Genomic DNA, 16,876 nt, shown 5'->3' with positions numbered 1-16,876 from the left:
CACCCATGAACGCAGCATTGAACAAAGGGCCGGCGCAGCGCGCGCCGTCCTACTACAGCGCCACCCTCAACGACCACACCGAGTACCCGCAACTCAAGGGCACGGTACAGGTGGATGTGGCCATCATCGGTGGCGGCTTCACCGGCGTGGCCACGGCAGTGGAACTGGCCGAACGGGGCCTGAAGGTGGCCATTGTCGAGACCAACCGCATTGGCTGGGGCGCCAGCGGGCGCAATGGCGGCCAGGTCACCGGCAGCCTGTCGGGGGACGAGGCCATGCGCGCGCAGATGCGCAACCGGCTGGGCGCCGAAGTCGACGATTTCATCTGGCACCTGCGCTGGCGCGGGCATGAGGTCATCGAGCAGCGCGTAGCGCGCTATGGCATCGACTGCGACCTCAAGCGCGGCCACCTGCATGCGGCGATGAAGCCTTCGCACATGAACGAGCTGCGTGCCTTCGAGGCCGAGGCCCGGCGCCGGGGCATGGGCGAGCAGGTGCAGCTGCTGGACCGCGATGGCATGGCCGCGCACCTGCAAAGCCCGCTGTACCTGGGTGCGCTGAAGAACCTGCGCAACCTGCACCTGCACCCGCTCAACCTGTGCCTGGGCGAAGCCCGCGCCGCGCACAGCCTGGGTGCATTGATCTTCGAGAACTCCGAGGTGCTGGACATCGTCCACGGCCCCCGCCCGGCGGTGGTCACAGCCCATGGCCGGGTCGAGGCACGCCAGGTGATGCTGGCCGGCGATGTGTATCACAAACTGGAAAACCGCCAGCTGAAGGGCAAGATCTTCCCGGCCATGGGCGGCATTGTCACCACCGCGCCGCTGGGTGAACTGGCCGAGCAGATCAACCCGCAGGACCTGGCGGTATACGACTGCCGCTTCGTGCTCGACTATTACCGCCTGACCGCCGACAAGCGATTGCTGTTTGGCGGTGGCGCCAACTATTCCGGGCGTGACTCACGCGATATCGAAGGCGAACTGCGCCCGTGTATCGAGCGTACGTTCCCCGCGTTGAAAGGAGTGCCGATCGAGTTCCAGTGGAGTTGCGCCATGGGCATCGTGGTCAACCGTATCCCGCAACTGGGCAAGCTGTCGGACAACGTGTGGTATTGCCAGGGCTATTCAGGGCACGGTATTGCCACCAGCCACATCATGGGCGAGATCATGGCCGAGGCATTGACCGGCACCTTGCAGCAGTTCGACACCTTTGCGCAGTGCAAGCACGTGCGCGTGCCGATGGGGGATTTGCTGGGCAACCCGCTGCTGGCGGCGGGGATGTGGTACTACCAGATGCTTGAGAAACTGCGCTGAGCGTGATGCCCGCGCAACCTCTGTAGGAGCGGCCTTGCGTCGCGAAAGGGCCGCGAAGCGGCCCCAGGTTCTCAGCCGTGACGCTGAAAATGCCGGGGCCGCTTCGCTGCCCTTTCGCGACGCAAGGCCGCTCCTACAAGGGCCGGGGGCCTCAGGCGATTTTCTTCAAACCTTGCTTTTTCAGCTCTTCATCGCGCAGTTCACGGCGCAGGATCTTGCCCACGTTGGTGGTCGGCAGGACATCGCGGAACTCGATCTGGCGCGGTACCTTGTAGCCGGTGACGTTGGCACGCATGTGCTCCATCACCTGCTCCTTGGTCACGGTCATACCCGGCTTGACCACGATGAACACCTTGATCACTTCACCGGACTTTTCATCCGGCACTCCGATGGCCGCGCACTGCAGCACACCCGGCAATGCTGCCAGCACGTCTTCCAGCTCGTTGGGGTACACGTTGAAGCCCGAGACCAGGATCATGTCCTTCTTGCGGTCGACGATACGCATATAGCCATCGGCCTGGATCAGGGCGATGTCGCCCGTCTTCAGCCAACCTTCGCTGTCGAGGATCTCGGCAGTGGCGTCCTCGCGCTGCCAATAGCCCTTCATCACCTGCGGGCCCTTGACGCACAGCTCGCCGACTTCGCCCAGTGGCAGCTCGATGCCGGCATCGTCGATGATCTTGCACAGGGTCGAAGGCACCGGAATGCCGATCGTGCCCACCTGGTTGGCTTCGGCCGGGTTGACCGCCGCCACCGGGCTGGTCTCGGTCATGCCGTAGCCTTCACAGATGGCGCAGCCGGTCACGGCCTTCCAGCGCTCGGCCACGCTCAGCTGCAGGGCCATGCCCCCGGACAGGGTGATTTTCAGCGCCGAGAAGTCCAGGGCGCGGAAGGCGTCGTTGTTGCACAGCGCAACGAACAGGGTATTGAGGCCGACGAAGCCGCTGAACTTCCACTTGCCCAGTTCCTTGACCATGGCTGGCAAGTCACGCGGATTGCTGATCAGCACGTTGTGGTTGCCGATCAGCATCATGGCCATGCAATGGAAGGTAAAGGCATAGATGTGGTACAGCGGCAGCGGGGTGATGAGGATTTCGCAGCCTTCGTGCAGGTTCGCGCCCATCAGTGCCCGACACTGCAGCATGTTGGCCACCAGGTTGCGGTGGGTCAGCATCGCGCCCTTGGCCACCCCGGTGGTACCGCCGGTGTACTGCAGCACTGCCACGTCGTTGGCCTGCGGGTTGGCCTCGGTCACCGGCTGGCCCTTGCCCAGTGCCAGGGCGTCGTTGAAGCGCACGGCACGCGGCAGGTTGTAGGCCGGCACCATCTTCTTCACGTACTTGATCACACTGTTGATCAGCAGGCGCTTGAGCGGCGGCAGCAGGTCGGCCACTTCGGTGACGATGACGTGCCTGACCTGGGTCTTGGGCACCACCTTTTCGGCCAGGTGGGCCATGTTGGCCAGGCACACCAGGGCCTTGGCGCCGGAGTCGTTGAACTGGTGTTCCATCTCCCGCGCGGTGTACAGCGGGTTGGTGTTGACCACGATCAGCCCGGCGCGCATGGCACCGAATACCGCGACCGGGTATTGCAGGACATTGGGCAGTTGCACGGCAATGCGGTCACCCGGCTTGAGGTCGGTATGCTGCTGCAGCCAGGCGGCAAACGCCCCGGACAGCGCATACAACTCGCCATAGGTGATAGTCTTGCCCAGGTTGCTAAAGGCCGGTTTGTCGGCAAAGCGTTGGCAGGATTGCTTGAGTACCGCCTGGATATTGGGGAATTCGTCAGGATTGATTTCCGCCGTAATCCCGGCTGGGTATTTATCCTTCCAAAAATTTTCGATCATGGAAGCCCACTCCTTCAGCAACAGCGAAGTTCGGTTTACGCGTCTATGCGCTTATTATTGATATGAGATGACGGTTCGTTGCAAACCGGATCATCTGAAAGCGGGCCGAGAGTAACAGCTTTGCCGGGGGTCGCCTAGAGGCCAAAACAGGCCTTACGGTCACAAAAATGACTCAATGAACGATACAGGTCATTTTTAGAGTAATTATCCAAAATGTCGCAGATTCGGCTGTGATCCGCTTGTTAGAGCGTCTTGGGCATCCGCGGATGAACCCGCACCCACAGGGACTTCACAGTTCTGAAGTTCTGTGCAGTACCTGTGGGAGCGGGTCCCCGCGAAAAGATTGACTCGATATCAAGCTATATCACGCAGCTCCCGCCGCAGGATCTTGCCCACCGGGGTCATCGGCAGCGACTCGCGCAACACGATGTGCTTGGGCACTTTGTAGCCGGTGAAGTTGGCTTTGCAATAAGCCTTGAGCTCATCCACGCTCAACCCACCCTCGCGCGGCACCACGAACAGCTTCACCGCCTCGCCGGAACGCTCGTCCGGCACGCCGATGGCTGCGCAGTTGGCGACCTTGGGGTGGCCCATCACCACGTCCTCGATCTCGTTGGGGTACACGTTGAAACCCGAGACGATGATCATGTCCTTCTTGCGGTCGACAATGCGGGTAAAACCGTCCGGGTCGATGATGGCGATGTCGCCGGTCTTGAACCAGCCGTCGGCATCCATGGCCTGGGCAGTGGCTTCGGGCTGCTGCCAGTAACCTTTCATCACCTGCGGCCCCTGGATACACAGCTCGCCCCGCTCGCCCAGCGGCAGTTCGTTACCCTCGTCATCGATCACCTTGAACGCCGTGCATGGCACCGGGATGCCCACCGTGCCCAGGCGCGCCAGCTGGCCGTAGGGGTTGGTGCTGGCCACCGGCGAGGTTTCGGTCAGGCCGTAGCCTTCGACAATGCGGCAACCGGTGAGCGCTTCCCAGCGCTCGGCAGTGGCCTTGACCAGCGCCGTGCCGCCCGAGTTGGTGACCTTGAGCGCCGAGAAATCAAGCTGGCGGAAGCCTGGGTGATCCATCAGCGCGACAAACAGGGTGTTAAGCCCCAGCAACGCGGAAAAGCGCCATTTGCCCAGCTCCTTGATGAAGCCGGAAATATCCCGTGGGTTGGTGATCAGCACGTTGTGGTTGCCGGTGACCATCATGCACATGCAGTTCGCGGTAAAGGCATAGATGTGATAAAGCGGCAGCGGCGCAATCATCACCTCCTGGCCGTCCTTGAGCAGTTTCTGCCCGTCGGGGCCATGCTGCGAGAAGCAGGCCAGCACCTGCAGCATGTTGGCCACCAGGTTGCCGTGGGTGAGCATCGCGCCCTTGGCCAGGCCGGTTGTGCCGCCGGTGTATTGCAGTACGGCGATGTCGTCGAGGTTCTGCGAGACCGGCTTGGGGGCCAGTTCGCGCCCCTGGCGCAGCACTTGCTTGAACGATGTGGCCTGGGGCAGCTGATAGGCTGGCACCATCTTTTTCAGCTTGTCGACCACGGTGTTCACCAGCCAGCCCTTGGCGGTGGGCAGCATGTCGCCCATCTTCGCCTCGATCAGGTACTCGATGCCGGTATCGGGCAGCACCTCCTGCACCCGCTTGCCGAACATGTTCAGGAACACCAGCGCACGTGCACCGCTGTCCTTGAACTGGTGGCGCATCTCGCGCTCGGTGTACAGCGGGTTGGTGTTGACCACGATCAGGCCGGCGCGCATGGCCCCGAACACGGCGATCGGGTACTGCAGCACGTTGGGCATCTGCACCGCGATGCGGTCACCCGGTTTGAGGTCTGTGTGCTGCTGCAACCAGGCAGTAAAGGCTGCCGAATGGCGCTCCAGCTCCGCGTAGGTCAGGGTAACGCCCAGGTTGCTGAAGGCCGGGCGATCGGCGAAGCGCTTGCAGGAGCGCTCGAACACCTCGACGACCGAGGCGTAGGCATTGATGTCGATGGTGGAAGGCACGCCCGCCGGGCGCTTGTCATTCCAGAAGTCGGCTTGCATTTATTATTGTTCCTCTGCCTGGACCTGCACTGCGTCCTTTAGTCCTTTACCTGATCGCCCGAGGGCAAAAAGGCGTTGCTCCGACGTTAGCAGGTAAGCCCAAGGCGGCATACACGCCAAGTGCCGCCATTAACATTGTGAATCTTATTTGTGCCCTTCCTGCAATCCGGCCGGTTGTGCATACACTGTCCGGGTACCCGTGCGCACAAGGATCCACCATGCTCCACGACGCCTTCTGGCTGCCCGCCAGCGAGCATTGCAGCCTGCATGTGCACCAATGGCTGCCGGACACGCCGGTAAAAGCCGTGGTGCTACTGGCCCATGGCATGGCCGAGCATGCCGGGCGCTACAAACGCCTGGGGCATGCCCTGAGCGCGGCCGGCTTTGCCCTGTTCGCCGCGGACCAGCGCGGCCACGGGCGCACCGCCGAACTGGGCAACCTCGGCCTGTTCGCCCGCCATCATGGCTGGAATGCCGTGGTCGACGACCTGGGTCTGCTGGCCCAGCACATCGGCCAGCAGTACCCGTGTACGCCGCTGTTCCTGCTTGGCCACAGCATGGGCAGCTACATTGCCCAGGCCTACCTGCTGCACCACAGTGGCAGCCTGCACGGGGCGATTCTCAGCGGCTCCAACTACCAGCCGGCGGCGCTGTACCGCGTGGCGCGGCTGATCGCCCGGCTGGAGGCGTGGCGCCAGGGGCCGCTGGGCAAGAGCGCACTGATCGAGTGGCTGTCGTTCGGGTCCTTCAACAAGGCCTTCAAGCCCAACCGTACGGCGTTCGACTGGCTCAGCCGCGACCCTGCCGAGGTCGACCTGTACGTCAACGACCCGTTGTGCGGCTTTCGGTGCAGCAACCAGTTGTGGCTCGACCTGCTGCAAGGCTTGGCGCAGATCAGCCAGCCAAGTAACCTCGCGCAGATCGATCCGAACCTGCCTGTGCTGATAATCGGTGGTGAATGTGATCCGGTCAGTGCCGGCAAGCGTCTCACCCATCTGGCCGACGCCCTGCGCGCGACCGGCAATCGACATGTGCAGCTGCGCGTCTATCCAGAGGCGCGGCATGAAGTACTCAACGAAACCAACCGTGACGAGGTTACCGCCGATATCCTCGGCTGGCTCGAACAGGCGCTGGCCCTTGGCCGCCCTGTGCGCAGTGAATGATAGCCGCCCTCGCCTACCGCTTAAGGAAGCCACGATGTCCCAGGTCACCAACACGCCTTACGAAGCCCTCGAAGTCGGCCAGAAGGCGGAATACAAGAAGTCTGTCGAAGAGCGCGACATCCAGCTGTTTGCCGCCATGTCCGGTGACCACAACCCGGTGCATCTGGACGCAGAGTTCGCGGCCAAGAGCATGTTCCGCGAGCGGATTGCCCACGGCATGTTCAGCGGCGCGCTGATCAGTGCCGCAGTGGCCTGCACCCTGCCTGGGCCAGGCACCATTTACCTGGGCCAGCAGATGAGCTTCCAGAAACCGGTAAAGATCGGCGACACCCTGACCGTTCGCCTGGAAATTCTCGAGAAGCTGCCCAAGTTCAAGGTGCGCATCGCCACCAATGTGTACAACCAGAACGATGAGCTGGTCGTACAGGGTGAGGCCGAGATCCTGGCGCCGCGCAAGCAGCAGACTGTCGAGCTGGTGTCGCCGCCGAATTTTGTGGCCAGCTGAAGTTTGATGCAGTCAGTACCGGCCCTATCGCCGGCAAGCCAGCTCCCACTGGATCACCACAAGCTCAGACTCAGACATTGTAATGACCCTGTGGGAGCTGAAGATTGATGCAGTCAGTGCCGGCCCTATCGCCGGCAAGCCAGCTCCCACAGGAGCACCACAGGCTCAGGCTTTGTAGTGACCCTGTGGGAGCTGGCTTGCCGGCGATAGGGCCGGTACTGCCAACATCATTCAAGAGCCTGTAACCGCCGCTCGATATGCCGCCGCTCCGGCGCCTGCCGGGTCAGTGCCAGTGCCTGCCGCCAGGCTGCACGCGCCTCTTCCACCTGCCCCAGCTGATAGTGCAGCTCGGCCCGCGCCACATACGCCAAGTGATAATCCAGCAGTTCACCGCGCGCCAGAATCCCTTCGACTTCCTGCAAGCCAACCTGCGGCCCATCCCGCTTCGCCAACGCCACCGCACGGTTCAACTCAACCACGGCTGATGGCCAGTGCCGCTGCAATACGTCATACAGCCCGACAATCTCCGCCCAGTCAGTCTCTTCTGCCGTTGCCGCTTCAGCGTGCACCGCGGCTATCGCCGCCTGCACGGTATAGGCACCAAACGCCCGGCTTTGCAGGGCCTGGCGGACCAACTCGCAGCCCTCGTCAATCCGCTGCCGGTCCCACAGACCGCGGTCTTGCTGCTCCAGCACCACCAGGTTGCCCTGGGCATCGGTTCGCGCCTGCTGCCGGGACGCCTGCAGCAGCATCAACGCCAGCAAACCGACCGCCTCAGCATCCGGCAACAATTGCACCAGCATACGTGCCAGGCGAATGGCTTCATCGCTCAGTTCCTGCTGCAGCAGTGACTCACCCGATGAGGCTGAATAACCTTCGTTGAACACCAGGTAGATCACCCGTAACACACTCTCCAGGCGCTCGGGCAGTTCGTTCAGTTCCGGTACCTGGTAAGGGATGCCGGCTTCGCGAATCTTGGCCTTGGCGCGCACGATACGCTGGGCAATGGCCGCCGGGCTTTGCAGGAAGGCGCGGGCGATCTGCTCGGTGGTCAGGTCACAGACTTCGCGCAGGGTCAGCGGCACCTGGGCATCGGCCGACAGCGCGGGGTGGCAGCAGGTGAATATCAGCCGCAGGCGGTCGTCCGCCAGCAGCTCTTCATCGCTGGGGTCTTGCGACTGGCCTTCAAGCAGCATGCCCAAGTCCGCCTGGGAACGAGCGAAACGCGCGCGCCGACGCAATGCATCGATGGCTTTGAAGCGCCCGGTAGAGACCAGCCACGCGCGCGGGTTGGCGGGTATGCCATCGCGCTGCCAGCGCTCCACAGCGATGAAAAAAGCATCATGCATGGCCTCCTCGGCCAGGTCGAAATCACCCAGCAGGCGGATCAGGGTGGCCAGTATGCGCCGCGACTCCCCGCGATAGACCGCCTCGACCTCGGCGCGCACCTGCGCCAGTGCCGCCATCAGTCAGGCATCCGCTGGGTCACCACCTCCACCAGGCGGTCCAGGCTTTCTCCCCAGCCCTGGTGGAAGCCCATCTCCTCGTGAGCCCGGCAGTCGGCGGCATTCCAGTGCCAGGCCCGGGCGGTGTAGCGGGTTTTGCCCTGCTCCTCGTCAAAGCTGATCACCGCAGTCATGAAGGCCTTGTCCGACGGCACCCAGCCTGGGCCAAATGCATCGGTGAACACCAGCCGCCGCGGCGCGGCAATTTCCAGGAACACGCCCTGGTTGGGGTACTCGCTGCCGTCCGGTGCCCGCATCAGCGTGCGGAACAGGCCGCCGGCCCACAACTGCATCTCGCATTCCGGGGTGGTCATGCCGTGCGGCCCCCACCACTGCATCAGCCACCGGGGTTCGGTCCAGGCGCGGAACACCTTGGCCGGTGGCGCATCGATCAGGCGGCTGATGGACAACTCGTGTTGCGCTTGCGCAGGCTGTGCAAGGCTCATGCTGGTTGTTCTCCGTGGCTGTCAGGGTTGCAGTTCACGCACCGGTCGCACTTCGACGCTGCCTACCCGTGCGGCGGGGATGCCCTTGGCGATGTTGAGGGCTTCATTCAGGTCGCGGGCCTCCACCAGATAAAAGCCGGCCAGCTGTTCCTTGGTTTCGGCAAACGGGCCATCGGTCAGGCTCATGTGCCCGTTGCGCATGCGCACCGTGGTGGCTGTCTGCACCGGCTTCAGCGCCTCGGCCGCGAGCATTCGCCCGGAGCCGTGGATGGCTTCGGCATAGGCCATGCATTCGGCGTCTTCCGGGCTGTCGGGCAAGCTGTGCAGCAGCCCTTCGTCACAATAGACCAGGCACAGGTATTTCATGGTCGCCTCCAGGGGGTGGGCACAGTGCGTTTGGCGATAAGTACTCAGGGCTTGAGATCGAACAGGGCTTTCTGGGTTTCCATGTCGAAAGGTGCGGACCAGTGCTCATGGATCACTTGCCACTGGCCATCAACCCGACGATAGCCCACCGTGGCGCGCATGAAGCCGCACTGGCTCTCGTCATCGCCCGGGCCGCAGCGGTTCAGCCAGTGGGCTAGCGCCAGGTCGCCGTCAGCCTGTACGCAAAGCTCGGCGAGCTCGAACACCATGGGGCCGCTGCACATGCCCATGCACATTTCCCAGTGCGCGGTGTAGGCGGCCTTGCCTTTGAACTGCAAGGCCTGGATGGCATCGAAGGCGACGATGTCATCGGCATAAGGGGCGGTGATGCTGGGGATGTCGCGGTCGCGCACGGCCTGCATCCAGCGCTCGATCAGTTGGCGGATCTCGGTTTCGGCTGCGGTGCTCATCGGGGGTTCCTCCGACAGGTCATGGGTGGCACGGTGTGCCTTCACCTATGGTCGAACGGTGATCGGAGGAATCGACAGGGCGTGGGAGTTTCTTGCGGGAGGGTGGCAACACCTGTGAGGAACAACTCGAAACCAAGCGGGTTGAGGCCATTGCCGCCTGCTTGAAAACTTCATTAGCCCACTGCAGTACAGCCGCTGGCCCTCCCGCCTTCAGACGGCGGATGGGCCACCGACACCAGCCGACAGGCTGATCAACCCTGCTGGCAACCCTCACCCATGGCACGGTACTGAATGGTGTGCACCTGGCCCTGGTGGTCTTCATAGGTCATGGTCGCAGGCACTACTTCGCAGACATTGGGGATGGTCGACAGGTTGATCACCCGCTTGATGTCCAGGTTCATCGAATAGTCGTACTGCTGAGCCACAGGCTGGCTGGAGACGGGTTTGGCCTCATCGGCAAGGGCGAACGAGGACATACCGACCAATGCAAGAATCAGTAATGGTTTCATGTGGGTCTGCCTTTTGAGCATTCAAGCTGATCGATTGACTTCTGATGCCGTCATTGGCGCGGAGAAGTTGCCATCTACGGTGAAGATGGCACGAAGTACCGATCCCGCTTAGTACTGCAAGGGGGGATGAATCAAATTCTACTCCCGGCCGGCAATAGTTGAACCCTGCAGTCGGATATTCACCCTTGCCAGTTTTGCAACAATCTGCGACAAAATGGTCGCAAATCATCAAGCCAGAGCCTCTCGTCACGTTTCAGGGCAGGAACCATCATTTCAGAGAATATCCACTGTTCGAAACTCACGGACACAGAACGCCGGCTGCTGGACCACTTCTACCGGCAGCACGGCTCGCGCATGCGTGCTGCAAGCGACGCTGAACTGTGGGTGGCCCGGGCCCCGGGCATCATTGCCGGACTGAGCCTTAGCCCGGTGGGCAACGGTTACTGGCTGACCGGCCTGTTCGTCGACCCGCAGCGGCGCAGCCATGGGGTCGCCGGGCAGTTGGTCGAGGCCGCACTGGTACAGGCTGATGGGCCCACCTGGCTGTTCTGCCACCCCGACCTGGCACCGTTCTATCAGCGGCTGGGCTTCGAGCTGGCCGGGCAGTTGCCGGAAGCGCTGGCTGGCCGCCTGCAGCGCTACCAGCACAGCAAACGCCTGGTCGCACTGCAGCGGGGTCAGTCGTCGCTGACGTCGAGCCCGGGGAACAGCACGTCGGTGTAGCCGAACTTGGCAAAGTCCTGGATGCGCGAAGGGTACAGGCGCCCGATCAGATGATCGCACTCGTGCTGCACCACCCGTGCATGGAAGCCGTCGGCAAAGCGGTTGATGGGGTTACCCTGAGGGTCTATGCCTTCGTAGCAGATGTGCTTGAAGCGTGGCACCACGCCACGCAAGCCAGGCACCGACAGGCAACCTTCCCAGCCGTCCTCGACCTCGGTGGAGGACGGCGTGATTACCGGGTTCAACAGGATGGTCTGCGGTACCGCCTCGGCATCGGGGTAACGCTCGCTGCGCTCGAAGCCGAAAATCACCAGCTGCAGGTCGATACCGATCTGCGGCGCAGCCAGCCCGACGCCGCCGACGTGGCGCATGGTTTCGAACATGTCATCGATCAATTGCAGCAATTCGGCGCTGCCGAGCATGTGCTCGGGCACAGGCGGGGCGATGCGCAGCAGGCGCTCATCGCCCATCTTGAGAATTTCACGAATCATCGGGGGTTCGGCTCGGCGGTTTGCGGTTCGCTGGGTTTCGGGTGCTCGTGGCCCAGTACCGTCAGGGTTTCCTCGGCTTTTGCACCGCTGAAATCCTTCTCGCCAGGGTTCTTGCCCTCGGCGGACATGTGCTCGATCACAGCATTCATTTCGGCGCCGAGCAGCAGCACGGCAGCGGAGATATAGAAATACAGCAACAGCACGATGATTGCACCAATGCTGCCGTACATGGCGTTGTAGTCGGCAAAGGTCTTCACGTAATAGGCAAAGCCCAGCGAAGCCACGATCCACACCACCACCGCCAGCACCGAGCCTGGCGTGATGAAGCGAAACTTCTGTTTCACGTCGGGCATCACGTAATAGATCAGCGCCACCGCCACCATCAGCAGGATGACGATCACCGGCCAACGCAGAATGGTCCACAGCGTGACGATGAACTCCTGCATGCCGATCTGCGAGGCGATCCACTCCATCACCTGCGGCCCCAGCACCATCAGCGCGGCGGCGGCCAGCAGCATGCCGGCCAGGCCTATGGTGTAGAAAATCGACAGTGGGATGCGCTTCCATACCGGGCGGCCTTCGGGTACGTCGTAGGCAGCGTTCATCGCGCTCATCATCAGGCGCACACCTGCGGAGGCAGTCCACAACGCAATCACGATACCCACCGACAGCAGCCCGCCTTTGGATTGCTGCAGTTGATCGATCACCGGGTTTACCTGCTCCAGTGCCTGCGGCGGCAGCACCAGTTCGGATTGCAGGCGCAGCCAGGAGAAGAAGTCCGGCAGGTGCAGGAAACCAATCAGGGCAATCAGAAACAGCAGGAAGGGAAATAGCGAGAACAATGCCTGGTACGCCAGCGCAGAGGCGTAGGTGGACATCTCGTCGTCAAGGAATTCCTTGACGGTGCGCACCAGCACGCGGTGCAAGGACAGGCCCTGCAGGGCGGGAAAAATCATAGCGTCTCCTTTCGCCGCTCGATCGATTCAACGGACAAGTCTAATAGACCGCGCCTTTGCTGTGCTGCTCCCGTCCATGATTGAAGAAATTGCCTACGCCAATCCCGGCCTGTCCGCGGGCACGCCCGCGAAGAGGCCGGTTCAGGCCACCTCAAATCAAGGTTTCTTCACCGCATCCTTGATATCACCCTTGATCTGCTGCCCTTCACCTTTGATTTCCTGCGCCTTGCCCTCGGCCTGCAGCTTGTCGCTGCCAGTCACCTTGCCAACACCCTGTTTCACGTTGCCGATTGCTTCGTTGGCCAAGCCCTTCGCTTTGTCTTTAGTACCGCTCATGGCAAAACTCCTGCAAATGGAGACACGTGAACCGTGTCGACAGAAGGTGGACCCAACGCCTGCGCCAGGAGTTTCAACGAATTTTCCACCGAGAAGCCGAGCGGTAAAACTGCGGGCGAATATCGCACCAAATCACCGCTGTGCCACTACGCTGCCGCCGCCGCTGCCCTAGAATCCCCGCAAACGTCCGCCCGATGCAGGCTGACCCTCGATAAAAACAAAGCTTTCCGGATACCCGCACCCATGCGTCTGATGCCTTTGCTGGTGGCCGTGCTGCCACTGCTGCCCCTGCCCACCCTTGCCGCTGCACCGACCAGCCCCGAAACCTTGCGCGTCGACCATTACGCCGACGACGGCCAACCCGGGTCGCTGCGCTGGGCGATCGAAACCAGCAACCAGAACCCCGGCCACTACCGCATCGACATCGCCGCCGTCGGCAAGCCGCCCTACGTAATCCGCCCCAGCCGCGCGCTGCCGGAAATCAAAGGCCCGGTGCGCATCACCGGCCTGCCCTGGGCGCGCGATGGTCAGTACATCGCCATCGACGGTTCGGCGTACATCAAGGACCAGGGCGTACGTACCTGCCCTGGCGCCCTGCCGGGCCAGTTCGGCACCAACGTGCGCACCACCACCAACCCCGGCCTGGTGCTGCGCGATACCCAGGGCGTGCACCTGAGCGGCCTGGAGGTGCGCAATTTCTGCATCGGCATCCTGGTCAACCGCGCCAGCGGCAACGTCATCGAAGACAACCGCATCGTCGCCAACAAAGGCGGTGCGGGCATCATGCTGACCGGCGATGACGGTGCCGGTAACCCCACCGCCACCACCACCAATAACAACAAGGTGCTGCGCAACCAGCTGATCGACAACGGCGACGGCCTGGAGCTGACCCGCGGCGCGGCGTTCAACCTGGTGGCCGACAACCTGTTCCGCTCCACGGCTGCCAACCCCGAGCCATCGCAGGGCATCGAGATCCTGCTGGGCAACGACAACAGCGTGGTCCGTAACCGCTTCGAGAACTACTCCAACGGCCTGCAGATCAACTGGGGCAAGCGCAACTACCTGGCGGCCAACACCTTCAGCGGCAACTCGATCGGCGTCAGCGTCACCGGCGAGGGCAATATCCTCGACGGCAACCTGATCCACGGCAACCGCATTGGCGTAGCCCTGCGCCCGGAGCCGGAAGTAACCGCCACGCGCCTGAGTGGCAACCGCATCTGGGGGAACAGCCAGGACATTCGCCGCTGCGAGGCAGGTGGTTCCTGTGTACCCGACCAACGCACCGGTGCCATCGTGTTTGGCGTACCGGCCCAGGCGCATGCGCTGTATGTAGGGTCGCGTGGGGTCGGGGCCGATTTGCCGAAGCAGGAACAGGCGATCATCTGTGACGGCAAAGGAGAGCCCAAACCGTGCCAGCCGCTACCCAACCATGACCAGCAGGCGCCACGGCTGATTGCGCTCGAAGGCGAGCTGCTGCGCGGCGAGGTGCACGGGCCGGCGTCGAGCCTGTTGCGGGTGGAGTTCTTTGGCAATGCCGAGGCGGATGGCACCGAGGCCGAGCAGTATCTTGGCGAGGTGCTGGTGAACAGCGACACCCGGGGGCAGGCGCGGTTTGCCCAGGTGCTGGAGAACATGGGTGAGTTGCGCAGCTTTACGGCGACTGTGACTACTGCTGATGGGGCTACTTCCGAGTTGAGCCTGCCGGTTCGTCGCTAAGGCAACTGGCCCTATCGCCGGCAAGCCAGCTCCCACAGGATCACCGAAGGCCTTGAAAAATGTGGGGTACCTGTGGGAGCTGGCTTGCCGGCGATGGGGCCATCAGACCTTGCCCCACTACCCGACACCCCTCACAATGCAGGCCTTCATAGCGTCAACCCGCAGGAACCTGCATGAAACTCGACAAACCCGCCGCCATCGCCCGGCGTAACGAAGCACTGGCCCGCCCGGTGCTGAACAGCAGCAACACCCTGTTCGCCATCCTGGACAACAAACGCAACCTGTGGTGGTTCGAAGTGCCGGTGGCGCTCCTGGGCAAGGGCCAGGCCGACTGGGTCAACCTGCTGCTGCACACGCCGGAAAGCGACGAACTGCAGCACCTGAAGGTGCCCACCAACTTCCTCAAGGCTCACCTGGAGCAGATGGAAGTGCGCAAGCCGGGCAAGCGCCGCTCCACCATCAGCCTGGCCCTCAGCGCCGACCGCGACTCGCTGCTGCGCGACACCCGCCCGGGTGGCGAGCAGCTGGACTTCCGCAACTTCGTCCAGGCCTGATCAGGCCTTTTCGATGCGATCGTCATGGATGACGATCAGGCCCTGCTTGAACAGTGCGCCAATGGCTTTCTTGAAGTTGCCCTTGCTGACGTTGAACAGCTTGCTGATCAGCGCCGGGTCGCTCTTGTCGCACACCGCCAGCACCCCACCTTCGGCTTCCAGGCGCGCCATGATCTGCTCCTGCAGGCTGTCGGCCAGGGCAGCGCCGACCGGTTGCAGGCTCAGGGCGATCTTGCCGTCGTGGCGCACTTCCTTGATGAAGCCCTTTTCGTGCATGCCCGAGCGCAGGAACTTGAACACCTCGTTCTTGTGAATCAGGCCCCAATGGCGGTTGTTGATGATGGCCTTGAAGCCCATCGGCGTTTCGCCGGCCACCAGCAGCTCGACGGGCTGGCCAACCTTGTAGTCGGCCGGAGTGACATCGAGGTAGCGGTCCAGGCGAGAGGTGGCGGTGATACGGCGGGTGCGCTTGTCGAGGTAGACATGCACCACGCAGTAATCGCCGATCTTCAGCTGCCGCGCCTCTTCCGAGTAGGGCATCAGCAGGTCCTTGGACAGGCCCCAGTCGAGGAAGATGCCGGCACCGTTGATGTCCTTGACCTTGAGGCTGGCGAACTCGCCCACCTGCACCTTGGGCTTTTCGGTGGTGGCGATCAGCTGGTCTTCGCTGTCCAGGTAGATGAACACGTTCAGCCAGTCATCGACTTCGGTCTCGGCGTTTTTCGGGATGTAGCGCCCCGGCAGCAGGATCTCGCCATCGGCGCCGCCGTCCAGGTACAGGCCGAAGTCCACGTGCTTCACGATTTGCAAGCTGTTGTAACGCCCAAGCAGAGCCATTTCTGATGATCCTCAAGACAAGGGGGGTATTCTCCGGATAGACACGGGGTGGTGTCAAAGCTTCCGGACGGTTGCCCCCTGATCGGTGATGGAAGGAACCGCCATTGCAGCACTGCAGTGGAACCGTACGGCTACCCTTACGTCTACCGATTGGCCGCCACTGCAAGGATCAGCATATGCCTGTACGCCTGTCCAAAGCCCTGCTCATCGCCTTCGGCTTCGCCCTGGCGCTGGTCAGTTGCAGCCGTATCGACCTGGCCTACCGCAACCTCGACCGGCTGGTGCCGTGGTCGCTGGGCGACTACCTGGACATGAACCGTGAGCAGAAAGCGATGCTCGACGACCGCCTGAAAGAGCACCTGGCCTGGCATTGCAAGACTCAACTACCCGGGTACCTGGACTGGCTGGACCGAGTGCGCGACATGGTCGCCGATGGCCAGGTGACCGACCAGGCCCTGCAGCAGCGCACCCGTGAAGCCCGCGAAGCGATAGGCCGGGTGGCCGAGGAAATCACCCCGTCGGCCACCGAGTTGCTGCGCGGCATGAGCGACGCCCAGGTGGCGGAGATGCGCGATGCCTTTCGCGACGACATCAGCGAGCGACAGAAGCAGTATGTGGACACCCCGCTGGACAAACAGATCGCCCGCCGCACCGAACGCATGGAAAAACGCCTGACCCCGTGGTTTGGCGAGCTGACGCCTGCGCAGAAGCAACGCGTTCAAGCCTGGTCGCAGGCTTTGGGCGACCAGAACCGCGAATGGATCGCCAACCGCGCCCACTGGCAGCAGCAGCTGCTGCTGGCGATGAACCAGCGCAACGACGCCAGCTTCGAGCCGCGCCTGGCGACCTTGTTGCAGCGCAAGGAAAGCTTGTGGACGCCGGGGTACCGCAAGGCGTTTCAGAATACCGAGCAGCAGGCGCGCAGCCTGCTGGTAGACCTGGTGCAGCAGAGCACAGCGCAGCAACGGCGGGTGTTGCAGGAGCGGTTGAGCAAGGTGCGTACGAATTTCAGTGAGTTGAAGTGTTTGCAGGGTTGAAGAAATGGGTCGCCAGCCCCGGCCCTATCGCCGGCAAGCCAGCGCCCACAGCTACCT

At 62.6% G+C, this 16,876-nt stretch carries 18 protein-coding genes; 7 read left to right on the top strand and 11 right to left on the bottom strand.

Annotated features, from left to right (window positions below; genetic code table 11):
- The first annotated feature begins 5 nt into the window (after positions 1-5).
- A complete protein-coding gene (locus AC5O5I_RS06565) occupies positions 6-1,313 on the top strand; it encodes an NAD(P)/FAD-dependent oxidoreductase (protein WP_494512235.1) in 1,308 nt (435 codons plus the stop codon).
- Positions 1,314-1,464: 151 nt separating this feature from the next.
- Here the strand turns inward: AC5O5I_RS06565 and fadD1 are convergent, their stop codons facing one another.
- Both fadD1 and fadD2 read right to left on the bottom strand, forming a co-directional pair.
- Positions 1,465-3,162, bottom strand: coding sequence for a long-chain-fatty-acid--CoA ligase FadD1 (gene fadD1 / locus AC5O5I_RS06560; RefSeq protein WP_172227808.1), 1,698 nt, complete (start codon positions 3,160-3,162; stop codon positions 1,465-1,467).
- Between the two features lie 354 nt (positions 3,163-3,516).
- Positions 3,517-5,205 carry a long-chain-fatty-acid--CoA ligase FadD2 gene (gene fadD2, locus AC5O5I_RS06555; protein WP_494512234.1) on the bottom strand — a complete coding sequence of 563 codons (1,689 nt, stop codon included), beginning with the start codon at positions 5,203-5,205 and terminating at the stop codon, positions 3,517-3,519.
- Between the two features lie 218 nt (positions 5,206-5,423).
- Between fadD2 and AC5O5I_RS06550 the strand changes: the two genes are divergently transcribed.
- Positions 5,424-6,368, top strand: coding sequence for an alpha/beta hydrolase (locus tag AC5O5I_RS06550; RefSeq protein WP_172227804.1), 945 nt, complete (start codon positions 5,424-5,426; stop codon positions 6,366-6,368).
- Between the two features lie 34 nt (positions 6,369-6,402).
- Positions 6,403-6,873 carry a MaoC family dehydratase gene (locus tag AC5O5I_RS06545; RefSeq protein WP_012273633.1) on the top strand — a complete coding sequence of 157 codons (471 nt, stop codon included), beginning with the start codon at positions 6,403-6,405 and terminating at the stop codon, positions 6,871-6,873.
- Between the two features lie 227 nt (positions 6,874-7,100).
- On the opposite strand, the gene AC5O5I_RS06540 is transcribed toward AC5O5I_RS06545, so the two are convergent.
- The 5 genes from AC5O5I_RS06540 to AC5O5I_RS06520 form a co-directional block, all read right to left on the bottom strand.
- Positions 7,101-8,339: an RNA polymerase sigma factor gene (locus AC5O5I_RS06540; RefSeq protein WP_494512233.1), complete on the bottom strand. Its 1,239-nt coding sequence runs from the start codon at positions 8,337-8,339 to the stop codon at positions 7,101-7,103.
- Positions 8,339-8,824, bottom strand: coding sequence for an SRPBCC family protein (locus AC5O5I_RS06535; protein WP_172233193.1), 486 nt, complete (start codon positions 8,822-8,824; stop codon positions 8,339-8,341). Before AC5O5I_RS06535 ends, AC5O5I_RS06540 begins: the two co-directional genes overlap by 1 nt.
- A gap of 21 nt (positions 8,825-8,845) precedes the next feature.
- The gene (locus AC5O5I_RS06530; RefSeq protein WP_172233190.1) at positions 8,846-9,190 is read right to left on the bottom strand and encodes a YciI family protein; all 345 of its coding nucleotides are present in this window, start codon (positions 9,188-9,190) and stop codon (positions 8,846-8,848) included.
- A gap of 44 nt (positions 9,191-9,234) precedes the next feature.
- Positions 9,235-9,660 (bottom strand): YybH family protein, encoded by a 426-nt coding sequence (locus AC5O5I_RS06525; RefSeq protein ID WP_172233187.1) that lies wholly within the window; start codon positions 9,658-9,660, stop codon positions 9,235-9,237.
- Positions 9,661-9,911: 251 nt separating this feature from the next.
- Positions 9,912-10,169 (bottom strand): DUF2790 domain-containing protein, encoded by a 258-nt coding sequence (locus AC5O5I_RS06520; protein ID WP_172285903.1) that lies wholly within the window; start codon positions 10,167-10,169, stop codon positions 9,912-9,914.
- Positions 10,170-10,523: 354 nt separating this feature from the next.
- Between AC5O5I_RS06520 and AC5O5I_RS06515 the strand changes: the two genes are divergently transcribed.
- Positions 10,524-10,892: a GNAT family N-acetyltransferase gene (locus AC5O5I_RS06515; RefSeq protein ID WP_172233488.1), complete on the top strand. Its 369-nt coding sequence runs from the start codon at positions 10,524-10,526 to the stop codon at positions 10,890-10,892.
- Here AC5O5I_RS06515 and def read toward each other — a convergent pair.
- From def to AC5O5I_RS06500, 3 genes are all read right to left on the bottom strand, one after another.
- Positions 10,847-11,383, bottom strand: coding sequence for a peptide deformylase (gene def, locus AC5O5I_RS06510; RefSeq protein WP_172233491.1), 537 nt, complete (start codon positions 11,381-11,383; stop codon positions 10,847-10,849). The genes AC5O5I_RS06515 and def overlap by 46 nt on opposite strands.
- Positions 11,380-12,339, bottom strand: coding sequence for a YihY/virulence factor BrkB family protein (locus tag AC5O5I_RS06505; protein WP_494512232.1), 960 nt, complete (start codon positions 12,337-12,339; stop codon positions 11,380-11,382). The genes def and AC5O5I_RS06505 overlap by 4 nt, the downstream gene beginning before the upstream one ends.
- Before the next feature lie 156 nt (positions 12,340-12,495).
- Positions 12,496-12,675 (bottom strand): CsbD family protein, encoded by a 180-nt coding sequence (locus tag AC5O5I_RS06500; protein ID WP_172226888.1) that lies wholly within the window; start codon positions 12,673-12,675, stop codon positions 12,496-12,498.
- A gap of 243 nt (positions 12,676-12,918) precedes the next feature.
- Here AC5O5I_RS06500 and AC5O5I_RS06495 point away from each other — a divergent pair, with 243 nt between their 5' ends.
- On the top strand, positions 12,919-14,391 hold the full coding sequence (locus AC5O5I_RS06495) for a right-handed parallel beta-helix repeat-containing protein (RefSeq protein ID WP_494512231.1): 1,473 nt from the start codon (positions 12,919-12,921) through the stop codon (positions 14,389-14,391).
- A gap of 173 nt (positions 14,392-14,564) precedes the next feature.
- A complete protein-coding gene (locus AC5O5I_RS06490; protein WP_172226882.1) occupies positions 14,565-14,945 on the top strand; it encodes a hypothetical protein in 381 nt (126 codons plus the stop codon).
- On the opposite strand, the gene AC5O5I_RS06485 is transcribed toward AC5O5I_RS06490, so the two are convergent.
- Positions 14,946-15,782 carry a CvfB family protein gene (locus AC5O5I_RS06485; protein ID WP_172226879.1) on the bottom strand — a complete coding sequence of 279 codons (837 nt, stop codon included), beginning with the start codon at positions 15,780-15,782 and terminating at the stop codon, positions 14,946-14,948.
- A gap of 176 nt (positions 15,783-15,958) precedes the next feature.
- Between AC5O5I_RS06485 and AC5O5I_RS06480 the strand changes: the two genes are divergently transcribed.
- On the top strand, positions 15,959-16,819 hold the full coding sequence (locus AC5O5I_RS06480; protein ID WP_172226876.1) for a DUF6279 family lipoprotein: 861 nt from the start codon (positions 15,959-15,961) through the stop codon (positions 16,817-16,819).
- Positions 16,820-16,876 lie beyond the last annotated feature (57 nt).

Source organism: Pseudomonas sp. 9_2_1 (assembly GCF_059295275.1).
This window is presented reverse-complemented; position numbering and strand designations above follow the sequence as displayed.

Excerpts from the sequence above, each read along its gene's own strand:
- AC5O5I_RS06565 (WP_494512235.1), top strand. The coding sequence starts at position 6 with ATGAACGCAGCATTGAACAAAGGGCCGGCGCAGCGCGCGCCGTCCTAC.
- fadD1 (WP_172227808.1), bottom strand. The coding sequence starts at position 3,162 with ATGATCGAAAATTTTTGGAAGGATAAATACCCAGCCGGGATTACGGCG.
- fadD2 (WP_494512234.1), bottom strand. The coding sequence starts at position 5,205 with ATGCAAGCCGACTTCTGGAATGACAAGCGCCCGGCGGGCGTGCCTTCC.
- AC5O5I_RS06550 (WP_172227804.1), top strand. The coding sequence starts at position 5,424 with ATGCTCCACGACGCCTTCTGGCTGCCCGCCAGCGAGCATTGCAGCCTG.
- AC5O5I_RS06545 (WP_012273633.1), top strand. The coding sequence starts at position 6,403 with ATGTCCCAGGTCACCAACACGCCTTACGAAGCCCTCGAAGTCGGCCAG.
- AC5O5I_RS06540 (WP_494512233.1), bottom strand. The coding sequence starts at position 8,339 with ATGGCGGCACTGGCGCAGGTGCGCGCCGAGGTCGAGGCGGTCTATCGC.
- AC5O5I_RS06535 (WP_172233193.1), bottom strand. The coding sequence starts at position 8,824 with ATGAGCCTTGCACAGCCTGCGCAAGCGCAACACGAGTTGTCCATCAGC.
- AC5O5I_RS06530 (WP_172233190.1), bottom strand. The coding sequence starts at position 9,190 with ATGAAATACCTGTGCCTGGTCTATTGTGACGAAGGGCTGCTGCACAGC.
- AC5O5I_RS06525 (WP_172233187.1), bottom strand. The coding sequence starts at position 9,660 with ATGAGCACCGCAGCCGAAACCGAGATCCGCCAACTGATCGAGCGCTGG.
- AC5O5I_RS06520 (WP_172285903.1), bottom strand. The coding sequence starts at position 10,169 with ATGAAACCATTACTGATTCTTGCATTGGTCGGTATGTCCTCGTTCGCC.
- AC5O5I_RS06515 (WP_172233488.1), top strand. The coding sequence starts at position 10,524 with ATGCGTGCTGCAAGCGACGCTGAACTGTGGGTGGCCCGGGCCCCGGGC.
- def (WP_172233491.1), bottom strand. The coding sequence starts at position 11,383 with ATGATTCGTGAAATTCTCAAGATGGGCGATGAGCGCCTGCTGCGCATC.
- AC5O5I_RS06505 (WP_494512232.1), bottom strand. The coding sequence starts at position 12,339 with ATGATTTTTCCCGCCCTGCAGGGCCTGTCCTTGCACCGCGTGCTGGTG.
- AC5O5I_RS06500 (WP_172226888.1), bottom strand. The coding sequence starts at position 12,675 with ATGAGCGGTACTAAAGACAAAGCGAAGGGCTTGGCCAACGAAGCAATC.
- AC5O5I_RS06495 (WP_494512231.1), top strand. The coding sequence starts at position 12,919 with ATGCGTCTGATGCCTTTGCTGGTGGCCGTGCTGCCACTGCTGCCCCTG.
- AC5O5I_RS06490 (WP_172226882.1), top strand. The coding sequence starts at position 14,565 with ATGAAACTCGACAAACCCGCCGCCATCGCCCGGCGTAACGAAGCACTG.
- AC5O5I_RS06485 (WP_172226879.1), bottom strand. The coding sequence starts at position 15,782 with ATGGCTCTGCTTGGGCGTTACAACAGCTTGCAAATCGTGAAGCACGTG.
- AC5O5I_RS06480 (WP_172226876.1), top strand. The coding sequence starts at position 15,959 with ATGCCTGTACGCCTGTCCAAAGCCCTGCTCATCGCCTTCGGCTTCGCC.